Genomic DNA, 16,712 nt, shown 5'->3' with positions numbered 1-16,712 from the left:
CCTCTACATTATAAATTACAGCTACAACCAATCTTATTTGTAACATATGCAACAATTGACGTATAATTGTCTCATAATTAGGGGTGAATAAAATGGGAGAACGTGATTTGAGAGTCATCAAGACAGAACTTGCATTAGAACAAGCTTTTTTAGAACTCAGTAAACATACAACTTTCGACAAAATTTCTGTTCAGGAGTTATGCGATAAAGCTATGGTTAGACGTTCAACATTTTATCGTCATTATGAAGATAAATTTGATTTTATGCGCTGTCTTATCTGTAGAATGTTTCAATCTTTTAATGCACATCATCAAGATAAATATGATGAATTACAACCTACACTTTTCTATACAGCAGTTATCAATGATATGATGGATTTTTTACTGGAACATAAAAATCTATCACGAACAGTAATGATGAGTGAGTATCATGAGCTTATCACTCAAATGTTGTATGAACAAATTTACGATACAATCTATGCGCATCTTGTAAAACAACAAGTATATCCAAAAAAACTTTATACAGAAGAGAAACGCTTAGCCGAGTTTTTATCCGGTGGTATATTACGTGTGCTCTATAATTGGCTCAGAAGTGGACAACAAGAATCCAAAGACAGTCTATGCACATCAATTAATAATATGATTAACCAGTTCATACATTTTTAATCATTTTGATTTGTGACATTTCTTTTGTTATGTCACGCACCACTCGCGACGCGTGACATTTCTTTTGTTTTGGCACGCACCATTCACGACGCGTGACATTTCTTTTGTTTTGTCACGCACCATTCACGACGCGTGACAATTCTTTTGTTTTGGCACGCACCACTCGCGACGCGTGACATTTCTTTTGTTTTGGCACGCACCACTCACGACGCGTGACAATTAATATCACAACAAAACAAAAACACCTCAAACTTGAGGTGTTCAAAACTATTTATATGACCCTACGACTTTCAACTTTTTAAGAAATCCTCCGCCGTGTGGTGACGATTTAAATCCGTCTGTTAAATCTTTCCCTGCTTCAAGACCGTTATGTTTACCGCCTTTCCACATTTCAACGTCACTGACGTCATAAACTGCACCATTCACTGCAACATATGCTTTGTGACCATCTTTTCCATCAAATGCTTTTAATTTTTCAGCATCAAATACATGCTCTTTCATAACTTTCTCTTCTGCTGGTGTAAAGTCTCGCTTTAACTTATCTTCCGTTCCTTGATTCATGAAAAATGCAAATGCCATAAATGCAATTATTACAATTGCTCCTGTCGCTAACATTAGTTTTTTCATCTGTTATGCCTCCGTGTCTTTTTATTTAAGCATATACGATAAAATACATAAATCTACATTGTATTTATGACTTTATTTCAACTTCTACACCGAAATGGTCACTAACAACCGAACCATTCACACCATCAAATACTGTTTTACTGGATTGTACTTCAAATTCAGGACTCGCAAAGATAAAGTCGATACGCAACTTTCCTCCATTACTCTCCCATCCGGCGATGTTCTTCTCAATCGTATGATGTCCATGTTTAACATCTGCTGTAACATACGTATCTTGTAAATTACTATGTTGTAATACGAAATCATAACCATCCGTGCCTTCCGGATTATTAAAGTCGCCCATCACGATAAGTGGTTTGTTATATTGCTCTAAAATGCGTTTCGTATTTAACCACTCATAACTAAAACCTTCAACTTCATTAATCCACCAGGAGAAGTGACAGCTTGCTACAACTACTGCTTCTCCATTTACTTCAGTCTCTCCAAATAATATTTTTCGTGACTTATAATTTTCTGGTGACTGATCAATTGAAACAAATTCAGCGGAAGATTTAATAGGTGTCTTTGATAAAATGGCACTACCTTCTTCATATCGATCATAACCGATGTGACTCATCGCATAACTGAAATAGTAGTCATAGCCTTGTGCATGTAATTTTTGAACAAGCACATATGCAAAGTTATCCCCTTTTATCTGAATACTGTCATTACCCAGACAATAATATTGATCATTCACGATATCGTCATTCTCTATTAACTGATTCACTTCCTGCAGGGCAATAATATCGTAATCACCTTTAATGATTTGTGCTACAATTTGATCTATCTTCTCATCTTGATGATCTTCCAGCCAACTATGTGCATTCAATGTAAGTAACTTCATCTCAATCTCTCCTTTAGTCAAAATAAAAAGGCAGCCGAAGCTACCCTTTTATTATATTTCAATATGCCCGATTTTTTCAGCTTTCGTTACTTGACCTAATTTTTCTAAAGTTAATGACTCAACGCGTTCACTGTTTGTAATCACTACGATAATCGTCGTATCTTTACCTTCGGATTGAATGGCTTCGATATCCATAATCGCTAGCGTATCACCGATTTTAACTTTTTGTCCATCGTTCACTACTACACGTGATGCTGGTTTCGTCATACTTACTGTTTCAATCCCCATGTGTACAAGCACTTCAATGCCGTCAGTTGTTTTAATACCGATTGCATGCTTCGTCGGGAAGATGCTTACGATTTCTCCATCAACCGGTGCAACAACTGTTTCATTAGTAGGTTTCACCGCAAATCCTTCACCCATCATTTTTTGAGAGAATACTGGATCGTTCACTTGTTCGATGCTGACAACTTCACCATCAGCTACTGAAAATAAGTTTTTCTTAGTACCACTGAATCCTTTTGTGTCCGTGTCATCTAATACAGTCGGTTGTACAACTGCTTGTTTCGGTACAGGAATATCCGCACCTGATTGTAATAAGTCTTCGATATCTGACTTTAATACATCCGCTTTTGGACCATACACTGCCTGAACACCGTTATCTTTCACGATTAAGCCCATCGCGCCAGCTTTCTTCCAGGCTGCTTCATTGCCTACTAAAGATTTATCGTTAACACTTACACGAAGACGTGTCATACAAGCATCAACATCTTTAATATTTTGCTTACCACCTAATAAGTGGACGATTTGAATGACTTGATCATCTGCTTTAACATCTGATGCTCCTACTTCATCCACCATATCCGCTTCATAGTTACCGTTACGACCTGGTGTTGCAAAGTTGAATTTCTTAATTAAGAAATTCGTTAAGAAGTACGTAAATACTGCAAATCCTAAAGTTGTTAACACAAAGTTGATTAAATCTCCACCTAAACCTGCTTTAATCGCAAGTGGCGTTCTCGTCAATAACTCAATTGTACCGAATGAATGCACACGTAAATTAATAATATCTGCCATCGCAAAAGCCGCACCTTGAATTACTGCATAGATCACATATAATGGTGCTGCAACGAACATGAACATGAATTCAATCGGCTCTGTTACACCTGTTAAAAATACTGCTAATGCTGCTGAGAAATACATTGATTTATATTTTGGTAATTTATCTTTATCAACGTTACGGTACATTGCAAGTGCAAGCCCCATTAAAATACCTGAAGAACCAATCATCTGACCTACTTTGAAACGTGCAGGTGTAATCGTATTTAGTAAATGATTATACTGACTTGTATCGCCAGCATGATTTAAATTCACTAAGTCAGTCGCCCAAGCTAACCATAATGGATCTTGACCGAATACTTTCGTACCTGCTTGTGGCCCAGAAAGAATTTCATAAGTTCCACCAAGTTGTGTATAGTTAATCGGAATCGTTAACATATGGTGAAGACCAAATGGTAATAATAAACGCTCTAAAAATCCGAATAAGAATGGCGCTAAAATTGGTGCTGTGTCTTTACTTGATGCAATCCATAAACCAAAGTTGTTAATCCCTGCTTGAATGTATGGCCAAATCACTGCTAACACTAATGCTACGATTGTTGACCAAAGAATAACGACGAATGGTACGAAACGTTTACCATTAAAGAATGATAATGCATCTGGTAACTTTCTATAGTTATAGTATTTGTTATATGCGTTCGCACCAACGAAACCTGCGATGATACCAACGAATACCCCCATGTTTAATGCCGGTGCTTCTAATACACTTGTGAAGAAACCTTTAACCATAATTTTTGTGCCGAATAACGTGTGTGTAAATGCTTTATCATCTGCAAGCATCGCAGCATTGACACCAAAGATTGCGCCTGTAATACGGTTAATTAATACGAATGCGATACCCGCTGCAAACGCACCACCAGCTCTTTCTTTCGCCCAGCTTCCCCCAATGGCTAATGCAAAGAGTAGATGTAAGTTTCCGATAATCGCCCAACCAATACTTTCAATCACACTACCGATTGTGATTAACATCTGCATTTCAGGACTAATCAATGGAATCGATTTACCGATACTAATCATAAGACCTGCTGCAGGCATAACTGCAACGACAACCATCAGTGCTTTACCGAACTTTTGCCAAAACTCAAAGCTTAATAACTGTTTCATAATATTTTCTCCTTTTTATGCAATCGGTTGCATTACTTTGAGACAAATATATCACCATAATACTAAAAAGTAAATATAAAATGTTAAAAATATAATTATTCCGTCTATATCAACATAAAAAAATTACGCAAAACACATCGTTGACAACGCAAACGATTGCATATATGATGAGGTTAATTATAGTAGGAGGGAATTATTATGGCCATTACAGTGAAAGACGTAGCAAAAAAAGCAGGAGTTGCAACATCCACAGTATCACGTGTTGTAAATAATCACCCTTCTATTTCAGAAGCAACGAAAAAGAAAGTTCAAAAAGTCATGGATGAACTCGGGTATGTACCTAATATTGCAGCGCGAAACTTAGGTAAACGCACATCGAATGCGATTGGTATAATACTGCCACCTCTTAACTCAAAAGAGCGTATGGCGAACCCATTCTTTTTAGAAATTATTGAAGCTATTACCGATGAATCACGAAATAATAATATGACAACAGCTGTTGCCGTCGCTAAAAGTTTAAACGATTTACTAGAAGATGTGAAAGTAATGCATACGCAGAAACAAGTGAGCGGCTTTATACTTGCATATGCTCATCAAGGAGATCCAGTGATTGCGTACTTAACAGAGAATCATATTCCTTTTACTTTGATTGGACAACCTTATACGCAACATGAAACAATTAGTTATATCGACAATGACAATCAACTGTTAGGTCAACATGCGACGGAATATTTAATCGAGAAGGGCCATCGCAATATATTATTTGTGACAAACAGCATTAAAGAAGGAATCTATTTCGAACGATATTTCGGATATCAGAAAGCAATGATGATTAATCAGTTAAAGCCATATGATAGTGTTTCAATTATCGAGCATACCGATTACGCTGATTTTGAGGATACATTAATCACCTCAAAAGCTTCAGCAATCGTCGTACTCGATGACATATTTGCGCTACGTGTGATGCAACTCGTGCAAATGTATGGATATCAAGTGCCGGATGATATTTCAGTGATAAGCTTTAATAACTCTATACTTTCAACACTCACGCATCCATACCTTACAACAATAGATATCGATGCCAGTCAGTTAGGACACGAAGCAGTCAGAATGCTTATCCGTCAACTTAACGGAGAGAACACATCCATTACAAAGATTGTCGTACCGCATGAATTGATTGAACGTGAGACAGTTATTGAATATAAAAAATAACCACGTGTGTCTTTTGGCACACGTGGTTATTCGTCTAACGTCTTCACAAAAGTAAACAAAACTATCGTCTGCATTAAGAGCATGACTGCAAGACCGATTTTTAAGTATAAATGATCTACAAAGTAAATGGATAACCCTACGACAATCACGACACTGAATAATAACTGAAACTTTTTCTTTAATGTATAGCCACCACGTTCATAAAACTCCTGAACGTAAGATTGATAAACTTTTGTTTTGATGAGCCAGTTGTGGAACGTATCCGAACTTCTCGCAAAACAGAAGACAGCGAGGAGTAAGAATGGTGTTGTTGGCAGAAGCGGCATAAACGCTCCGACAAATCCGAGGATTGTGGCAATTACACCAACAGATAACAATAATAACCTCAAACGAAATCCTCCTAGATAATGAATATATCCATATTATACTAGAAATTCATTGGGATGATTTGAAATTCGTTTGGCAGTTTTGTGAAAGGAGTGAAGTCCCACAATATTAATTCTTGATCTCAATTTTATTAAATCGATAAATACTTAAAATAATACTCAACATAACTACTGTGATTGCACTAACAGCAGGGTAAACAACATCCAGAATTTCAATTTTATTTAACATTAATTGCGTATTATTTTGAATTAAATACAGTGGAGATATCTCACTAAATCTTTTTTTCATATTCCCGATAAATAAGCATATTATAACTACAATAATACCTAGCATTATACCGATATTATTTTTCAAAAGTGTCGAGAATAATAGAATAAGGCTCAGTAGCATTACCCCAAATAACCATGTCATTAAATAAGCCAGTATTTTATTGTGACCTTCACTGCTAAAGTAATATAATGTATACCCATAATGCACAAACGCACCAATTACATAGGCGATGCTCCATACCATTACACTCATTATCCATTTTGATATAATAATATATTTTCTGCTCAGTCCTTTTGTTACTAAATTCATCAATGTGCCTTTATTTAGTTCGTTGACCAACATTCCACTATACATTATCACTAGAACAATTAATCCAATTTGATTCACATTCTTAAAAAATTGAATATAAGCATCAATATAAGTTGGTTTTGGAATAAACATATCCTTCATCTCTTCAGGTAGTGCACCTTTTATGATATCTGGCATTATTATTGCTGTGAAAGGGCTCATAATTCCCATAATCATTAATACAATAATGAGAGAGATTACTTTATAAGTTCTTACATTCTCTGTCCATTCTTTTGAAAGCATTACTTTTAAAATTCTCAAGTTGTCACCTCCATATAAATGGATTCAAGTGAATCATCAATAACCTCAATTAATTGGGGATAGATTTGTAAATCATTTAGTGATCGATACAACCCTTCTAGATTATCATTTTCTAATTCTACAATTGAAAACTGACTATCTTCTTTTATTTTATATGCCTGTGCAATCTTTAACTTATCTGAATCTTTTACATGCAGTCTAACATGGATGTTTTTCTTAGGCCTTGATGCATTCAGTGTTTTCAGGTTTATTATCTGATGTCGTGTTAATACAATCACTTCATCACAAATTCGTTCAACATCACTTAATATATGTGTTGAAAATATCACAGTAGTTCTAGATTTGATTTTTTCAAGAATAGAGAGAATTTCTTGTCTACCCTTAGGATCTAATGCACTTGTAGGTTCATCACAAATTAATATGTCTGGATTATGAATTAAAGCTTGTGCAATTCCTAGTCGTTGCTTCATACCTCTAGAGTATTTTGAAATTCTTTTATTATCGTCGGTAAGTCCGACTTGAGAGATTAACTCACTAATTCTACTTTCAAATTCATGCTTAGACACTTGAGTAATTCTTGCACATAACGTTAGATACTCACGGGCATTCATATAATGATAATATTCAGGAACATCAGGTAAGTATCCAATAAAGCGATTCGTTTTCGTTTCACCATAATTAACATCCTCATTATGTACTTTAATTGTTCCTGAATCTAACGGTAACAGTCCAAGAATCATACGAATTGTTGTTGTTTTCCCAGAACCATTTGGTCCAATAAAACCATATATTTTCCCTTGTTCAAAGTCTAAAGACACATTATCAATTATTTTCCTTTCGCCAAATGATTTAGTTACTTGTTTCAAACTAAGTACTGTCATCCTGAGTATTCCTCACTTACCAAGTAAGAAATTGGTCCAATTATATTTACAAATATAATAATAAAAATCCAGCTCGTCTTATTTAAATTTTTAAATTGTTTTCTTCTAATAACTTTTACTAATGTAAAAATCATTAGTAAGAACTGTAAACTAATAAGGGGGATTAAAAACGGCAAATAATCTTTAAGAACTGTTACATCTGTATTCATATTGATTCCTCCTCAATCAACTTCTTTAATTGATAACAAATATTTTTAAAATCTTGATCTTTCTCTAAAATTTTAAATTGAGGTATTTGAAATAATATATTAAGCATCGTATTTTTTATATTTTCCTTGTCAACAGGTGCCACAATTCCCGTAGGTGTGTCATTCAACCAATCGTCTATTAAGTTAAAGAATTCATCACCATGAAGATAATAATCCTTCATAAGAGATTTACAGTTCCAAGAATACTTCTTCAAATAAGAAATTGCTTTTTTCTTATCAATTTCAACATAATATATTGCAGAAAGTAAATTAAAGTTCAGCGCAGTATTTGGATGTAATTCATTTACTTTGAATGTATCGATTATACATTCTGCTCTTTTTATCGTCTCTTTAATATCTTCAGATAAATTATATTGAATAATCATATTCAAATGCGTGATTAGTATTAGCAGTTGCTGATATATCTCAGCTTGTAATACTTTTCTAGCATCATTCAAATTTCCTATATTAATGTAACTATTAGCTAAAAGAATCTCTTCTCCAAGTTTATATGGTCTATCTCCAAGGAGTTCGATGATTTCATCATGTTTTTTTAGCATCGTGAAACACGTTGCCTTTAAATATATAGCACGCTGCAACTTATTAGGATCTTTGCATTTTAGTATTACTCTATCCAAATAATTGATAGCTGTTTCAAATACTTTATTCATTCTATCCTGTGATAAAAAAGCGTGATTAATTAGAACTTTAGCTAACATGAGAACCGTATTAAAGTCATTCATATATGTTTTATATAACTGATTAATTTCTGTCATGACTTCTTCAAAATTATCTTTATTTATTTTTTGAACTAGATTATTGTGAAATTTTTTAATCTGCTCTTTTTCAAGATACGGGGAAAAGCCAATAAGTTCGTCTACTGATATATCAAATAAATTAGCAAGTTCTGGTAAGTATTTAATATCCGGATAGGATAATTCATTCTCCCATTTAGAAATAGTTGCTTTTGTTAAATTTAAGAATTTCGCTAAATCATCTTGCGTGTAACCCATTTGTTTTCTGTATTGAAGAATATTACGATTTATTTGAATCATATATCATACCTCCTTGCCTTCATTATAATATCAATGGTAGTATAAAAAAATTTCCTCTTCATTGACTTATCAGGATTTAGTTTCAAGTAAGGAAACTATAAGAACATCCATATTGTTGTATTTTTATACTTTTTTGTATTACATTGTATTACAAAAGAGAGTTGATAATATGGGAACAATTTCGTTAAGATTATCTGATGAGGACGAAGCGAATATACGTAGTTATGCGGAGAGTCAGGATAAAAATATGTCTAGTTTGATAAGAGAAACAGTAATTGAAAAAAATTGAAGATGAGTATGATTTAAAAACATTTAATAATTTAATAGAACAACACAGAAAAAATCCTAACACAATTACCTTAGATCAAATGATTGCAGAAGTTAATTCTGGTGAATAATATGTATCAAGTGCTATTTGAAATGGAAGCTAGAAAGTCCTTAAAGAAGATGGATAAACACCAGGCAAACTTAATTCTAGCATGGATATTAAAAAATCTTCAAAGCTGTGACAATCCTCGTCAGTTCGGAAGACCACTCCGTTATAATTTACAAGATTATTGGCGCTATCGTATCGGTAATTACAGAGTATTAGCTGAGATTCGTGACACGGAAATCATGATACTGATTGTCGATATAGGGCGCAGAAAAAATATATACAAATAATAAATGCCAAGCATAGCTTTCACTATACTTGGCATTTGTCTTTATTTATTGTGTTGATTCCCCATTGAAATAGATAATCTATTCCATGAATTGATTTGAATGATTGAGAACACTAAATCAGCATATTCCTGCTCAGAGTAAATTTCACGAACTGCTTCGTAAATTTCTTCAGGTACACCATTCATTGAAATTGTTGTAATATATTCTGCTAATTCAAAAGCTACTTTATAACCTTTAGGATAAATGTTTGTATCATCCCAAGCGTTTAACATATAAATTTCTTCTTCAGTAACGCCAATTTTTCTCGCTTCAGCTGTGTGCATTGCGATACAGAACGCACAACCATTGATTTGTGATACTCGGATTTTAATTAATTCACGTAATTTTTGTTCAATACTTGATTTCGCTAATAATCCTTCCATATCCATCATTACTTTTACGTTGTCTTTCGCGATTAAATTGTAATTCATTCTGTTTTCCATAACGTCACCTCGTTGTTTGATAAAGTAACTATAACACATTTAAGTATTACACAACACAATTTGGACTTATCGTAACTCACTACTCTAAACTAAATAGATAATTGGATGCTATTGAGTTAATATCTTGTAACCCTTATAACCTACCCCAATTAAATTCATACCTTCAGTCATTGTAATTCTATTTTCATTCACTGCATTATTTACATAATTTAAGAATTGCTTATCGATTCTAAACTTAAGATTATTATTATAATTGCCACCTGTTGACTTATTGCGGTTTTTAATTTGATTTAACTCGTATTCAATCTCATCTACGATATCTTCGTATTGGTGTTTCTGTAAAATATTTAAATCAAATAATCTTCTTGCTATTACAAGTTTACTCACCGGAAATATATTATACAAATTCTCTAAAGATTTATCTTTTTGAATTAACAATTCTGTTTCAGGAACTAGAATTTCTGCTGCCACTTTGTTCGCTATCATCTCGCTATTTGAAACAACATATCTATCATTAAAAATTTCATTATGACCTAATAAAATATGAGTAAACTCATGTATCAAAGTAAATAACTGACCATTTTTAGAATCTTTTTGATTAATAAAAATAATAGGTGCTTTGTTATTAGACAGTGCTATTCCTCTAAACTCGTTCACTTGTAGTAAACGGTGTGTATTATCTTTAACCTTTCCGTTGAAAAAGATATATATACCTAATTGATTAATTTGCTTTCTAAAAAAATTAATATCTTTTTTAGATTTATCTTTATAATATTTTTCATCTATTTCTAGTAACTCTCTTGCTTTACTAACAATAATTTTTATATCTGTTTTGTATTAAACATACCAACAAAATTAAGTTTATTTTCGATCTCACCTTCTAAAAATTCTTGCTTTGTCTTTAATTCTATAATTGTGTCTTTTAGTTCTGAAGACATTTCCTCAATAGAAGTTGAATCAACTGTTCGAAAATCTAAATTGTTAATTGGTGTATCCACAATTTCCGGTAATACTAATAGACCTGTAGGTATATTTAATTTCTTAGCAATACGAGATAATTGATTGAAAGAAGGGGATTTCTCTCCTGATAAAATCAGATCAATACTTTTAATCTCATCTCTTAAATTTTCGAGAGGGATATTAGAATTCAAGATATACTGTCTTAAAACTTTCGGGTTAATTTTAACTGTATTATTCATAATATCCCTCCTCTTCTATTTATTAATTATTATAATAAGTTTAACAATTAACTCAACTAAAAAAGCATCTCTACAATTGAGACGCTTATTTCAATTCCATAAATTCTAATCTATTTCCGAAAGGGTCATTTACAAATATTCTATTAGCATGTGGTAATAGATTATCAACTGCATAGTCATAATTTTTTTCTTTTAATAATCTCTTTAATCTTTCCAGACTTTGAACTCTAAATGCAGGATGTGCTTTTTCAGCTGGATGAAAATCATCTTCTACACCAAAATGGAGTTGCTGATTATTCCCTATTTCAAACCAAGCTCCACCTCTTGATTTTAAACTTTCTGGTTTTTCTATTTGTCTAAAACCAAGTAAACCTTCATAAAATTCTATTGCGAGCTCATCGTTGCCTCTTGGACCTGAAACTTGTACATGATCTAAACCTAAGTAATTATTCATGTCTCATCCCTCCTGATTTTTGTACCTTAATCTTATCAAGTAAGTTATAGGAGTTATAATACATATTTATTATCAATTGCGATAAGAATTTTACAATTAAACTAGTTTTATTAGCTAGATTTTTTCAAGTATTCCTTGAATCACACGACATTTCCCATTATGTTTATCACCTTCATGTCGCACAACTTCTTTTTCTTCAAGATCAATGATTGTGACTTCATTTAATTCACAGTACTTTCTAATCTCTTCTAAATCATACAACATCTCGATATCTTTCGGCCCACCTGTCCCGTAGTCAAGCTGTGCTTTAGCATAAACTTCAAAGTAAATCTTACCGCCAGGTTTCACTGATTGGATTAAGTTATTAAACAAGATTTGCTGACTTTCTTCTTTCACATGACCGAAGATCATTATTACTTTATCAAATTGCGCTTTATCTACAGCATGCTGAACGGTTAAATCTTGAAGATGAGTATTCACTGTAACATTATATTTTTCAGCGAGTCTCTTCGTTTTCTTCAATCCTTCATTAGAGTAATCGTAGGTCGTCACGTCATATCCAAGTCTTGCTAAATATACAGCATTACGACCTTCACCTTCAGCAAAACAAGCTATTGTCCCGCTATCTTCTTCACAAAATTGCTCTTTTATAAATTGATTCGCCTCTTCACCATATAGATAATTCTCATCCTGAAATTTCTCATCCCAGTGATTCATAAAATGCCTCCTCACTAAAGTGATCGAATATCCTGAATTAATGCCTCTACATCTTCTCGCCTAGTTGACCAGCTTGTACAGAACCTTACCGCAAAGAGATTGTCGTCAACTTTCTCCCAATCTGCAAAGGTATACTTTACTCTTAACACTTCAATCTGTTCCTTCGTTAAGACCGGGAATCGTTGATTCGTTGGTGATGGGTATTTCATTTGAATGCCTTTTGCCTCAAAAGCCTCAGTCAGATTATCAGCCAGTTCAACTGCATGTTTCGAGATCTCTTCGTATAGATTATTCTCGAATAACACTTCATATTGAATGCCTAATAATCTTCCTTTTGCGAGCATGCCACCATTTTGTTTAATAATATATCGGAAGTCCGGCTTTAAAGCATCATTAGTAAACACTACCGCTTCACCGAATAATGCGCCAACTTTTGTTCCACCGATATAGAATACATCACTATATTCAGATAAATCTTTAATCGTCACGTCGTTATCTCTAGCTGCTAATGCGTAACCTAAACGCGCACCATCTACCATTAAGTACATATTGTTATCCTGGCAGAATTGATATAAATCCTTTAATTCTTGTTTCGAATACAATGTACCGAATTCCGTCGGCTGAGAAATATAAACCATCTTTGGTTGTGGAATATGTTCGAATGTGACATCGTTCCAGTAATCTTCAACATATTTCGCTACATCTTCTAAGCGTAATTTCCCATCCATACCTGGAATCGTAATGACTTTATGACCCGTTGCCTCAATTGCTCCTGTTTCGTGAACAGCGATATGACCAGAATCCGCGGTAATAACTGCTTGATGGGGTCTTAACATTGATGCAATCACGGTCTTATTCGTTTGTGTACCTCCGACTAAGAAATGAACATCCACATCACCCACACATTCTTCTTTAATTAACTCAGCAGCTCTCTTACAATGCTCATCCACTCCATACCCTGGATGCTGCTCATCATTCGTTGCAATTAAACGTTCCAATATTAATGGATGTCCCCCTGTAGAATAATCATTATCAAATCGAATCATCATTTTTCTCCCCTTTTCGCGGTGTTTGTTGGTGCTAACTTTAAATTTTGCTATTACTTGCTCGTTTTAGCGGAATCTTGATTATCAAACTATAGATTTCTCTATTATTATACTCTTACTACAAAAATAGTACCCGAGTTATACTCGAGTACTGACTAAATTTTTCACGTGAAACTATATATCCCTTTTTACAACACTTGGCAATTCCATAAACGGTTGTATATCTTGTACGTATTCTAATATACCTTGATATTCTCCCGCTTCATCAAAAACACCTTTATATGTCACATAAATATATTCGTCGCCTTTTTTAAACCACATCGTTACGGTTTCCTGTTCTTTATTCTTAAGTTTACGCATTACTTGCCTCATCTTCTTCAAACTTTTCGGAGGATGACAATTCGCAACACTTCTTCCAATTGAAATCGGTGTTCGAATAAACATCATGTCCTGCGATTCAGTAATTTCGTTAAAGTATTTAAACAAACCATGTTTATCAACAAACGTAATTTCTAAAGGCAGATGATTCAGAATCAGTTCCGCTTCTTTTAATGTTAAATAGCCACCACCGATTTTAATATTTTGATTGTTGTCTGCTGATTGTTTATTGCCTTCATATACTCTATCTTGATCTGTCCAAACTTCAGGTACACTGACCGCATAACCAAACGCTTCACTCTCGCGTGCAATTGCTTCAAAATCATGTGGTTCAAAGATTTCCTGGATTAATGGAATTAGTATATCTTCTTCATGTAACATCATTTGTTTCATATCATGATAAAGGGCGTCAAATGACTTTCTAATATGCTTAAATTCAATCTCATCGATTCGTTTCAAACGATTTTTAAGTTGATGGTACGTCGCACGAATATCATCATCCATCGCCCATACTTTTCGATTTAATGTATACACTTGTTTACGTTCGAGTATCGGAAATATTAGTTTTTCTTTGCGGTTATAATGACTATATAGCTTCCCGATTACTGCTAAACCATCTGCCACAATCGAAGCATCTTTATCCTGCTCAAGTGTTACTAACTTATTATTTATCTGATCTAACGTATTTTTAAATAACTTATTCTCGCGTTGTAATATATTTAGCGGATGATTATCGTCTAATGAGATATAAACATTCTGAATCTCTTCATTCATATGCTGATTATATGATGCTATAAGCTCATGAATTGATTCGATATCAAACTGACCTTCTGTATAATGTACCTGGATGATTGCTTGCAGAAAGTCTACTAATGATACGTCTTCGAAATATGATAAATCAAATTGTTCTTTATTTTGAATAGCTGTTAATAGCGTTTTAATATGATTTGAATGCTCAAAATTTAGCATAGGACACCTCTATTTATAAGATACATTTAATATACACCTTATTCATCTACAGATGTGTCTAAAGTTTAAACCTTCACAAAATCGTCTCACCTTACCACACAAAGTCTTTCTTAAGTAAACTGTAACGATTCATATCACGAAACTCATCATATAAAATGACCTCTTGTTTATCAACACCAACAAACTCAAATCCAACTTTCTTCGCTACTCTATTACTTGCTACGTTATCGATATCCACTTTTATCGTAAGCTTATTTAATCCCAGCTGATAGAATGCAAAATCACAAAGCGTTCTTACCGATCTCGTTGTAATCCCTTGACCCGTGAAATCTTTTCTTAACCAGTAACCAATCTCTGCTTTCTTATGAATTTGATCAATAGCATGTAAATCAAGCGCACCAGAGAGTTCTCCATTCACGAAAATTAAAAATAATCTACCCGTTCCTTGTGCAAATTCGTTTAGCATCTTTTTAATAAAAGCAGTTTCAATAGCAGGCTCAGTAATAAGATCAATGAACGCTAAGTATTCTCTTAAGTGTTCGCGATTATTATCTATTAAATGATACAACTCTTCAGCATGAAAATATTCCGCCTGTACTAATTCAATACGCTCATCCACTTTAATCGATAGTCTGTTCATTTTTGTTCCCCTTTTCCAATTTTCTAAATTTTTCGATTTTTTATTAGATTAGATTAAATTTACAGTTTCGTCAATATAAAAAACGCCAACCGAAGTTGACGTATAATATATTATTGATTTGATGCTCATTGCCGGTAAATCGAAAATACCGGCAATCATTTTTGGGATTTCTAGTTTTTCTCGATTCATTGCCGGTAAATCGAAAATACCGGCAATCATTTTTGAGATTTCTGGTTTTTTCTCGGCTCATTGCCGGTAAATCGAAAATACCGGCAATCATTTTTGAGATTTCTGGTTTTTTCTCGGCTCATTGCCGGTAAATCGAAAATACCGGCAATCATTTTTGGGATTTCTGGGTTTTTCTCGATTCATTGCCGGTATTTTATATATCGTACGTTTTTCCTACCCAATATGTATCAAAAATACCTTCATATTTAACTTTCATTTTTTGAATAAACTCCGTATCGCGACTTACAATATCAATTACATCATTACTTACATAAATTATTTTATCCGAAGAATAAAATATTATAAATGACTCTCTTTCGTTACCACAAACGACATTCGTTACATACTTTATCAATGAATTAAGATCTATGCCTTTTACGATTACATTGACGTAATCAACCTCTTCCTCACCTTTATGAAACACTTCTTTCCAGTTTGTAATCTTAAAATAACGTCCTAAATTCGTTTTTTCGGTTTGAATATAATGACCATCGATCACCCTCAATAAAAACTCCATATTAAACCTATCATTAGAACATGTTTCCGTAATAATTTGCTTTATTAAACTCCCTTTCATCCTTTCATAGCCAAATCGAATTCTATATTCATCACTTACCTGGAAATAAGGTGCCGGTTTATCGATACCGAATTTGATGTAATTATTTATCGTGCTACTCATCCCTCAACAATCCTTTCTCTACATAATTCTCAATGATTTTTTCAACGAGTTCCTAAATTAACGGTGCATCTTCTTGTATGAATATTTTCTTACGTACGACTTGTGCCTTCGATAAATAATGAGGGTATATCCCTTTCACTCATTTTAGTAAGGTTATAACTACCCCATTATCCAAATATTTGGTACGATATGGTTAA

General features: G+C 33.6%; 22 protein-coding genes and 1 pseudogene. 5 read left to right on the top strand and 18 right to left on the bottom strand.

The window, feature by feature from the left end:
- Positions 1 to 92: 92 nt before the first annotated feature.
- The gene (locus OCL94_RS08080; protein ID WP_262996347.1) at positions 93 to 665 is read left to right on the top strand and encodes a TetR/AcrR family transcriptional regulator; all 573 of its coding nucleotides are present in this window, start codon (positions 93 to 95) and stop codon (positions 663 to 665) included.
- 267 nt (positions 666 to 932) lie between these two features.
- Here OCL94_RS08080 and OCL94_RS08075 read toward each other — a convergent pair whose 3' ends face one another.
- The 4 genes and pseudogenes from OCL94_RS08075 to OCL94_RS08060 all read right to left on the bottom strand — a co-directional run.
- The gene (locus OCL94_RS08075; RefSeq protein ID WP_262996345.1) at positions 933 to 1,292 is read right to left on the bottom strand and encodes a cytochrome b5 domain-containing protein; all 360 of its coding nucleotides are present in this window, start codon (positions 1,290 to 1,292) and stop codon (positions 933 to 935) included.
- A 64-nt stretch (positions 1,293 to 1,356) separates the two neighbouring features.
- Entirely contained in the window at positions 1,357 to 2,175 is an 819-nt protein-coding gene (locus OCL94_RS08070; protein WP_262996343.1) for an endonuclease/exonuclease/phosphatase family protein, read from the bottom strand.
- Between the two features lie 51 nt (positions 2,176 to 2,226).
- Positions 2,227 to 2,754 (bottom strand): PTS sugar transporter subunit IIA, encoded by a 528-nt coding sequence (locus OCL94_RS08065; protein WP_262996469.1) that lies wholly within the window; start codon positions 2,752 to 2,754, stop codon positions 2,227 to 2,229.
- A gap of 15 nt (positions 2,755 to 2,769) precedes the next feature.
- Positions 2,770 to 4,398, bottom strand: a pseudogene (locus tag OCL94_RS08060) (PTS transporter subunit IIBC); the annotation flags it as partial.
- Between the two features lie 198 nt (positions 4,399 to 4,596).
- Between OCL94_RS08060 and OCL94_RS08055 the strand changes: the two are divergent.
- A complete protein-coding gene (locus OCL94_RS08055) occupies positions 4,597 to 5,610 on the top strand; it encodes a LacI family DNA-binding transcriptional regulator (RefSeq protein ID WP_262996341.1) in 1,014 nt (337 codons plus the stop codon).
- 26 nt (positions 5,611 to 5,636) lie between these two features.
- Here the strand turns inward: OCL94_RS08055 and OCL94_RS08050 are convergent, their stop codons facing one another.
- The 5 genes from OCL94_RS08050 to OCL94_RS08030 form a co-directional block, all read right to left on the bottom strand.
- Positions 5,637 to 5,999: a YbaN family protein gene (locus OCL94_RS08050; RefSeq protein ID WP_262996339.1), complete on the bottom strand. Its 363-nt coding sequence runs from the start codon at positions 5,997 to 5,999 to the stop codon at positions 5,637 to 5,639.
- 106 nt (positions 6,000 to 6,105) lie between these two features.
- The gene (locus OCL94_RS08045; protein ID WP_262996337.1) at positions 6,106 to 6,876 is read right to left on the bottom strand and encodes an ABC transporter permease; all 771 of its coding nucleotides are present in this window, start codon (positions 6,874 to 6,876) and stop codon (positions 6,106 to 6,108) included.
- Positions 6,873 to 7,757 (bottom strand): ABC transporter ATP-binding protein, encoded by an 885-nt coding sequence (locus OCL94_RS08040; protein WP_262996335.1) that lies wholly within the window; start codon positions 7,755 to 7,757, stop codon positions 6,873 to 6,875. Before OCL94_RS08040 ends, OCL94_RS08045 begins: the two co-directional genes overlap by 4 nt.
- Entirely contained in the window at positions 7,754 to 7,966 is a 213-nt protein-coding gene (locus tag OCL94_RS08035; RefSeq protein WP_262996332.1) for a PLDc N-terminal domain-containing protein, read from the bottom strand. The genes OCL94_RS08040 and OCL94_RS08035 overlap by 4 nt, the downstream gene beginning before the upstream one ends.
- A complete protein-coding gene (locus tag OCL94_RS08030; protein WP_262996330.1) occupies positions 7,963 to 9,060 on the bottom strand; it encodes a helix-turn-helix domain-containing protein in 1,098 nt (365 codons plus the stop codon). The genes OCL94_RS08035 and OCL94_RS08030 overlap by 4 nt, the downstream gene beginning before the upstream one ends.
- Positions 9,061 to 9,229: 169 nt before the next feature.
- On the opposite strand from OCL94_RS08030, the gene OCL94_RS08025 reads away from it, so the two are divergent.
- The 3 genes from OCL94_RS08025 to OCL94_RS08015 are packed head-to-tail and all read left to right on the top strand — an operon-like array spanning position 9,230 to position 9,723.
- Positions 9,230 to 9,349 carry a DUF6290 family protein gene (locus OCL94_RS08025; protein WP_262996328.1) on the top strand — a complete coding sequence of 40 codons (120 nt, stop codon included), beginning with the start codon at positions 9,230 to 9,232 and terminating at the stop codon, positions 9,347 to 9,349.
- Positions 9,336 to 9,458 (top strand): DUF6290 family protein, encoded by a 123-nt coding sequence (locus OCL94_RS08020; protein WP_262996326.1) that lies wholly within the window; start codon positions 9,336 to 9,338, stop codon positions 9,456 to 9,458. The genes OCL94_RS08025 and OCL94_RS08020 overlap by 14 nt, the downstream gene beginning before the upstream one ends.
- A gap of 1 nt (position 9,459) precedes the next feature.
- Complete coding sequence (locus OCL94_RS08015) at positions 9,460 to 9,723, top strand: type II toxin-antitoxin system RelE family toxin (RefSeq protein ID WP_262996324.1); 264 nt, start codon at positions 9,460 to 9,462, stop codon at positions 9,721 to 9,723.
- A gap of 41 nt (positions 9,724 to 9,764) precedes the next feature.
- Here the strand turns inward: OCL94_RS08015 and OCL94_RS08010 are convergent, their stop codons facing one another.
- From OCL94_RS08010 to OCL94_RS07970, 9 genes are all read right to left on the bottom strand, one after another.
- Positions 9,765 to 10,205, bottom strand: a complete 441-nt coding sequence (locus OCL94_RS08010; RefSeq protein ID WP_262996322.1) for a carboxymuconolactone decarboxylase family protein — start codon at positions 10,203 to 10,205, stop codon at positions 9,765 to 9,767.
- A gap of 108 nt (positions 10,206 to 10,313) precedes the next feature.
- Entirely contained in the window at positions 10,314 to 10,910 is a 597-nt protein-coding gene (locus OCL94_RS08005) for an ImmA/IrrE family metallo-endopeptidase (RefSeq protein ID WP_262996468.1), read from the bottom strand.
- A gap of 116 nt (positions 10,911 to 11,026) precedes the next feature.
- Entirely contained in the window at positions 11,027 to 11,404 is a 378-nt protein-coding gene (locus OCL94_RS08000) for a hypothetical protein (protein ID WP_262996320.1), read from the bottom strand.
- An 85-nt stretch (positions 11,405 to 11,489) separates the two neighbouring features.
- On the bottom strand, positions 11,490 to 11,858 hold the full coding sequence (locus tag OCL94_RS07995) for a VOC family protein (RefSeq protein WP_262996317.1): 369 nt from the start codon (positions 11,856 to 11,858) through the stop codon (positions 11,490 to 11,492).
- A 114-nt stretch (positions 11,859 to 11,972) separates the two neighbouring features.
- On the bottom strand, positions 11,973 to 12,575 hold the full coding sequence (locus OCL94_RS07990; RefSeq protein ID WP_262996314.1) for a class I SAM-dependent methyltransferase: 603 nt from the start codon (positions 12,573 to 12,575) through the stop codon (positions 11,973 to 11,975).
- Positions 12,576 to 12,589: 14 nt separating this feature from the next.
- On the bottom strand, positions 12,590 to 13,621 hold the full coding sequence (locus OCL94_RS07985) for a threonine aldolase family protein (RefSeq protein ID WP_262996312.1): 1,032 nt from the start codon (positions 13,619 to 13,621) through the stop codon (positions 12,590 to 12,592).
- Between the two features lie 174 nt (positions 13,622 to 13,795).
- Positions 13,796 to 14,968: a PAS domain-containing protein gene (locus OCL94_RS07980; protein ID WP_262996309.1), complete on the bottom strand. Its 1,173-nt coding sequence runs from the start codon at positions 14,966 to 14,968 to the stop codon at positions 13,796 to 13,798.
- A 91-nt stretch (positions 14,969 to 15,059) separates the two neighbouring features.
- A complete protein-coding gene (locus OCL94_RS07975; RefSeq protein WP_262996307.1) occupies positions 15,060 to 15,608 on the bottom strand; it encodes a GNAT family N-acetyltransferase in 549 nt (182 codons plus the stop codon).
- A 382-nt stretch (positions 15,609 to 15,990) separates the two neighbouring features.
- Complete coding sequence (locus OCL94_RS07970; RefSeq protein WP_262996305.1) at positions 15,991 to 16,515, bottom strand: hypothetical protein; 525 nt, start codon at positions 16,513 to 16,515, stop codon at positions 15,991 to 15,993.
- Positions 16,516 to 16,712 lie beyond the last annotated feature (197 nt).

The organism is Macrococcus capreoli, from assembly GCF_025628935.1.
In the GTDB taxonomy this organism is placed as follows: Bacteria; Bacillota; Bacilli; order Staphylococcales; family Staphylococcaceae; genus Macrococcoides; species Macrococcoides capreoli.
Note: the sequence above shows the minus strand (reverse complement) of the source record. Positions and strands in the feature narration are given on the sequence as shown.

What these genes read in the sequence shown, in the direction of transcription:
- OCL94_RS07975 (WP_262996307.1), bottom strand. Translation starts at nt 15,608, where the DNA reads ATGAACAGACTATCGATTAAAGTGGATGAGCGTATTGAATTAGTACAG.
- OCL94_RS08070 (WP_262996343.1), bottom strand. Translation starts at nt 2,175, where the DNA reads ATGAAGTTACTTACATTGAATGCACATAGTTGGCTGGAAGATCATCAA.
- OCL94_RS08025 (WP_262996328.1), top strand. Translation starts at nt 9,230, where the DNA reads ATGGGAACAATTTCGTTAAGATTATCTGATGAGGACGAAGCGAATATA.
- OCL94_RS08030 (WP_262996330.1), bottom strand. Translation starts at nt 9,060, where the DNA reads ATGATTCAAATAAATCGTAATATTCTTCAATACAGAAAACAAATGGGT.
- OCL94_RS07970 (WP_262996305.1), bottom strand. Translation starts at nt 16,515, where the DNA reads ATGAGTAGCACGATAAATAATTACATCAAATTCGGTATCGATAAACCG.
- OCL94_RS08055 (WP_262996341.1), top strand. Translation starts at nt 4,597, where the DNA reads ATGGCCATTACAGTGAAAGACGTAGCAAAAAAAGCAGGAGTTGCAACA.
- OCL94_RS08040 (WP_262996335.1), bottom strand. Translation starts at nt 7,757, where the DNA reads ATGACAGTACTTAGTTTGAAACAAGTAACTAAATCATTTGGCGAAAGG.
- OCL94_RS07980 (WP_262996309.1), bottom strand. Translation starts at nt 14,968, where the DNA reads ATGCTAAATTTTGAGCATTCAAATCATATTAAAACGCTATTAACAGCT.
- OCL94_RS08035 (WP_262996332.1), bottom strand. Translation starts at nt 7,966, where the DNA reads ATGAATACAGATGTAACAGTTCTTAAAGATTATTTGCCGTTTTTAATC.
- OCL94_RS08080 (WP_262996347.1), top strand. Translation starts at nt 93, where the DNA reads ATGGGAGAACGTGATTTGAGAGTCATCAAGACAGAACTTGCATTAGAA.
- OCL94_RS07990 (WP_262996314.1), bottom strand. Translation starts at nt 12,575, where the DNA reads ATGAATCACTGGGATGAGAAATTTCAGGATGAGAATTATCTATATGGT.
- OCL94_RS08010 (WP_262996322.1), bottom strand. Translation starts at nt 10,205, where the DNA reads ATGGAAAACAGAATGAATTACAATTTAATCGCGAAAGACAACGTAAAA.
- OCL94_RS08015 (WP_262996324.1), top strand. Translation starts at nt 9,460, where the DNA reads ATGTATCAAGTGCTATTTGAAATGGAAGCTAGAAAGTCCTTAAAGAAG.
- OCL94_RS07995 (WP_262996317.1), bottom strand. Translation starts at nt 11,858, where the DNA reads ATGAATAATTACTTAGGTTTAGATCATGTACAAGTTTCAGGTCCAAGA.
- OCL94_RS07985 (WP_262996312.1), bottom strand. Translation starts at nt 13,621, where the DNA reads ATGATTCGATTTGATAATGATTATTCTACAGGGGGACATCCATTAATA.
- OCL94_RS08000 (WP_262996320.1), bottom strand. Translation starts at nt 11,404, where the DNA reads ATGAATAATACAGTTAAAATTAACCCGAAAGTTTTAAGACAGTATATC.
- OCL94_RS08075 (WP_262996345.1), bottom strand. Translation starts at nt 1,292, where the DNA reads ATGAAAAAACTAATGTTAGCGACAGGAGCAATTGTAATAATTGCATTT.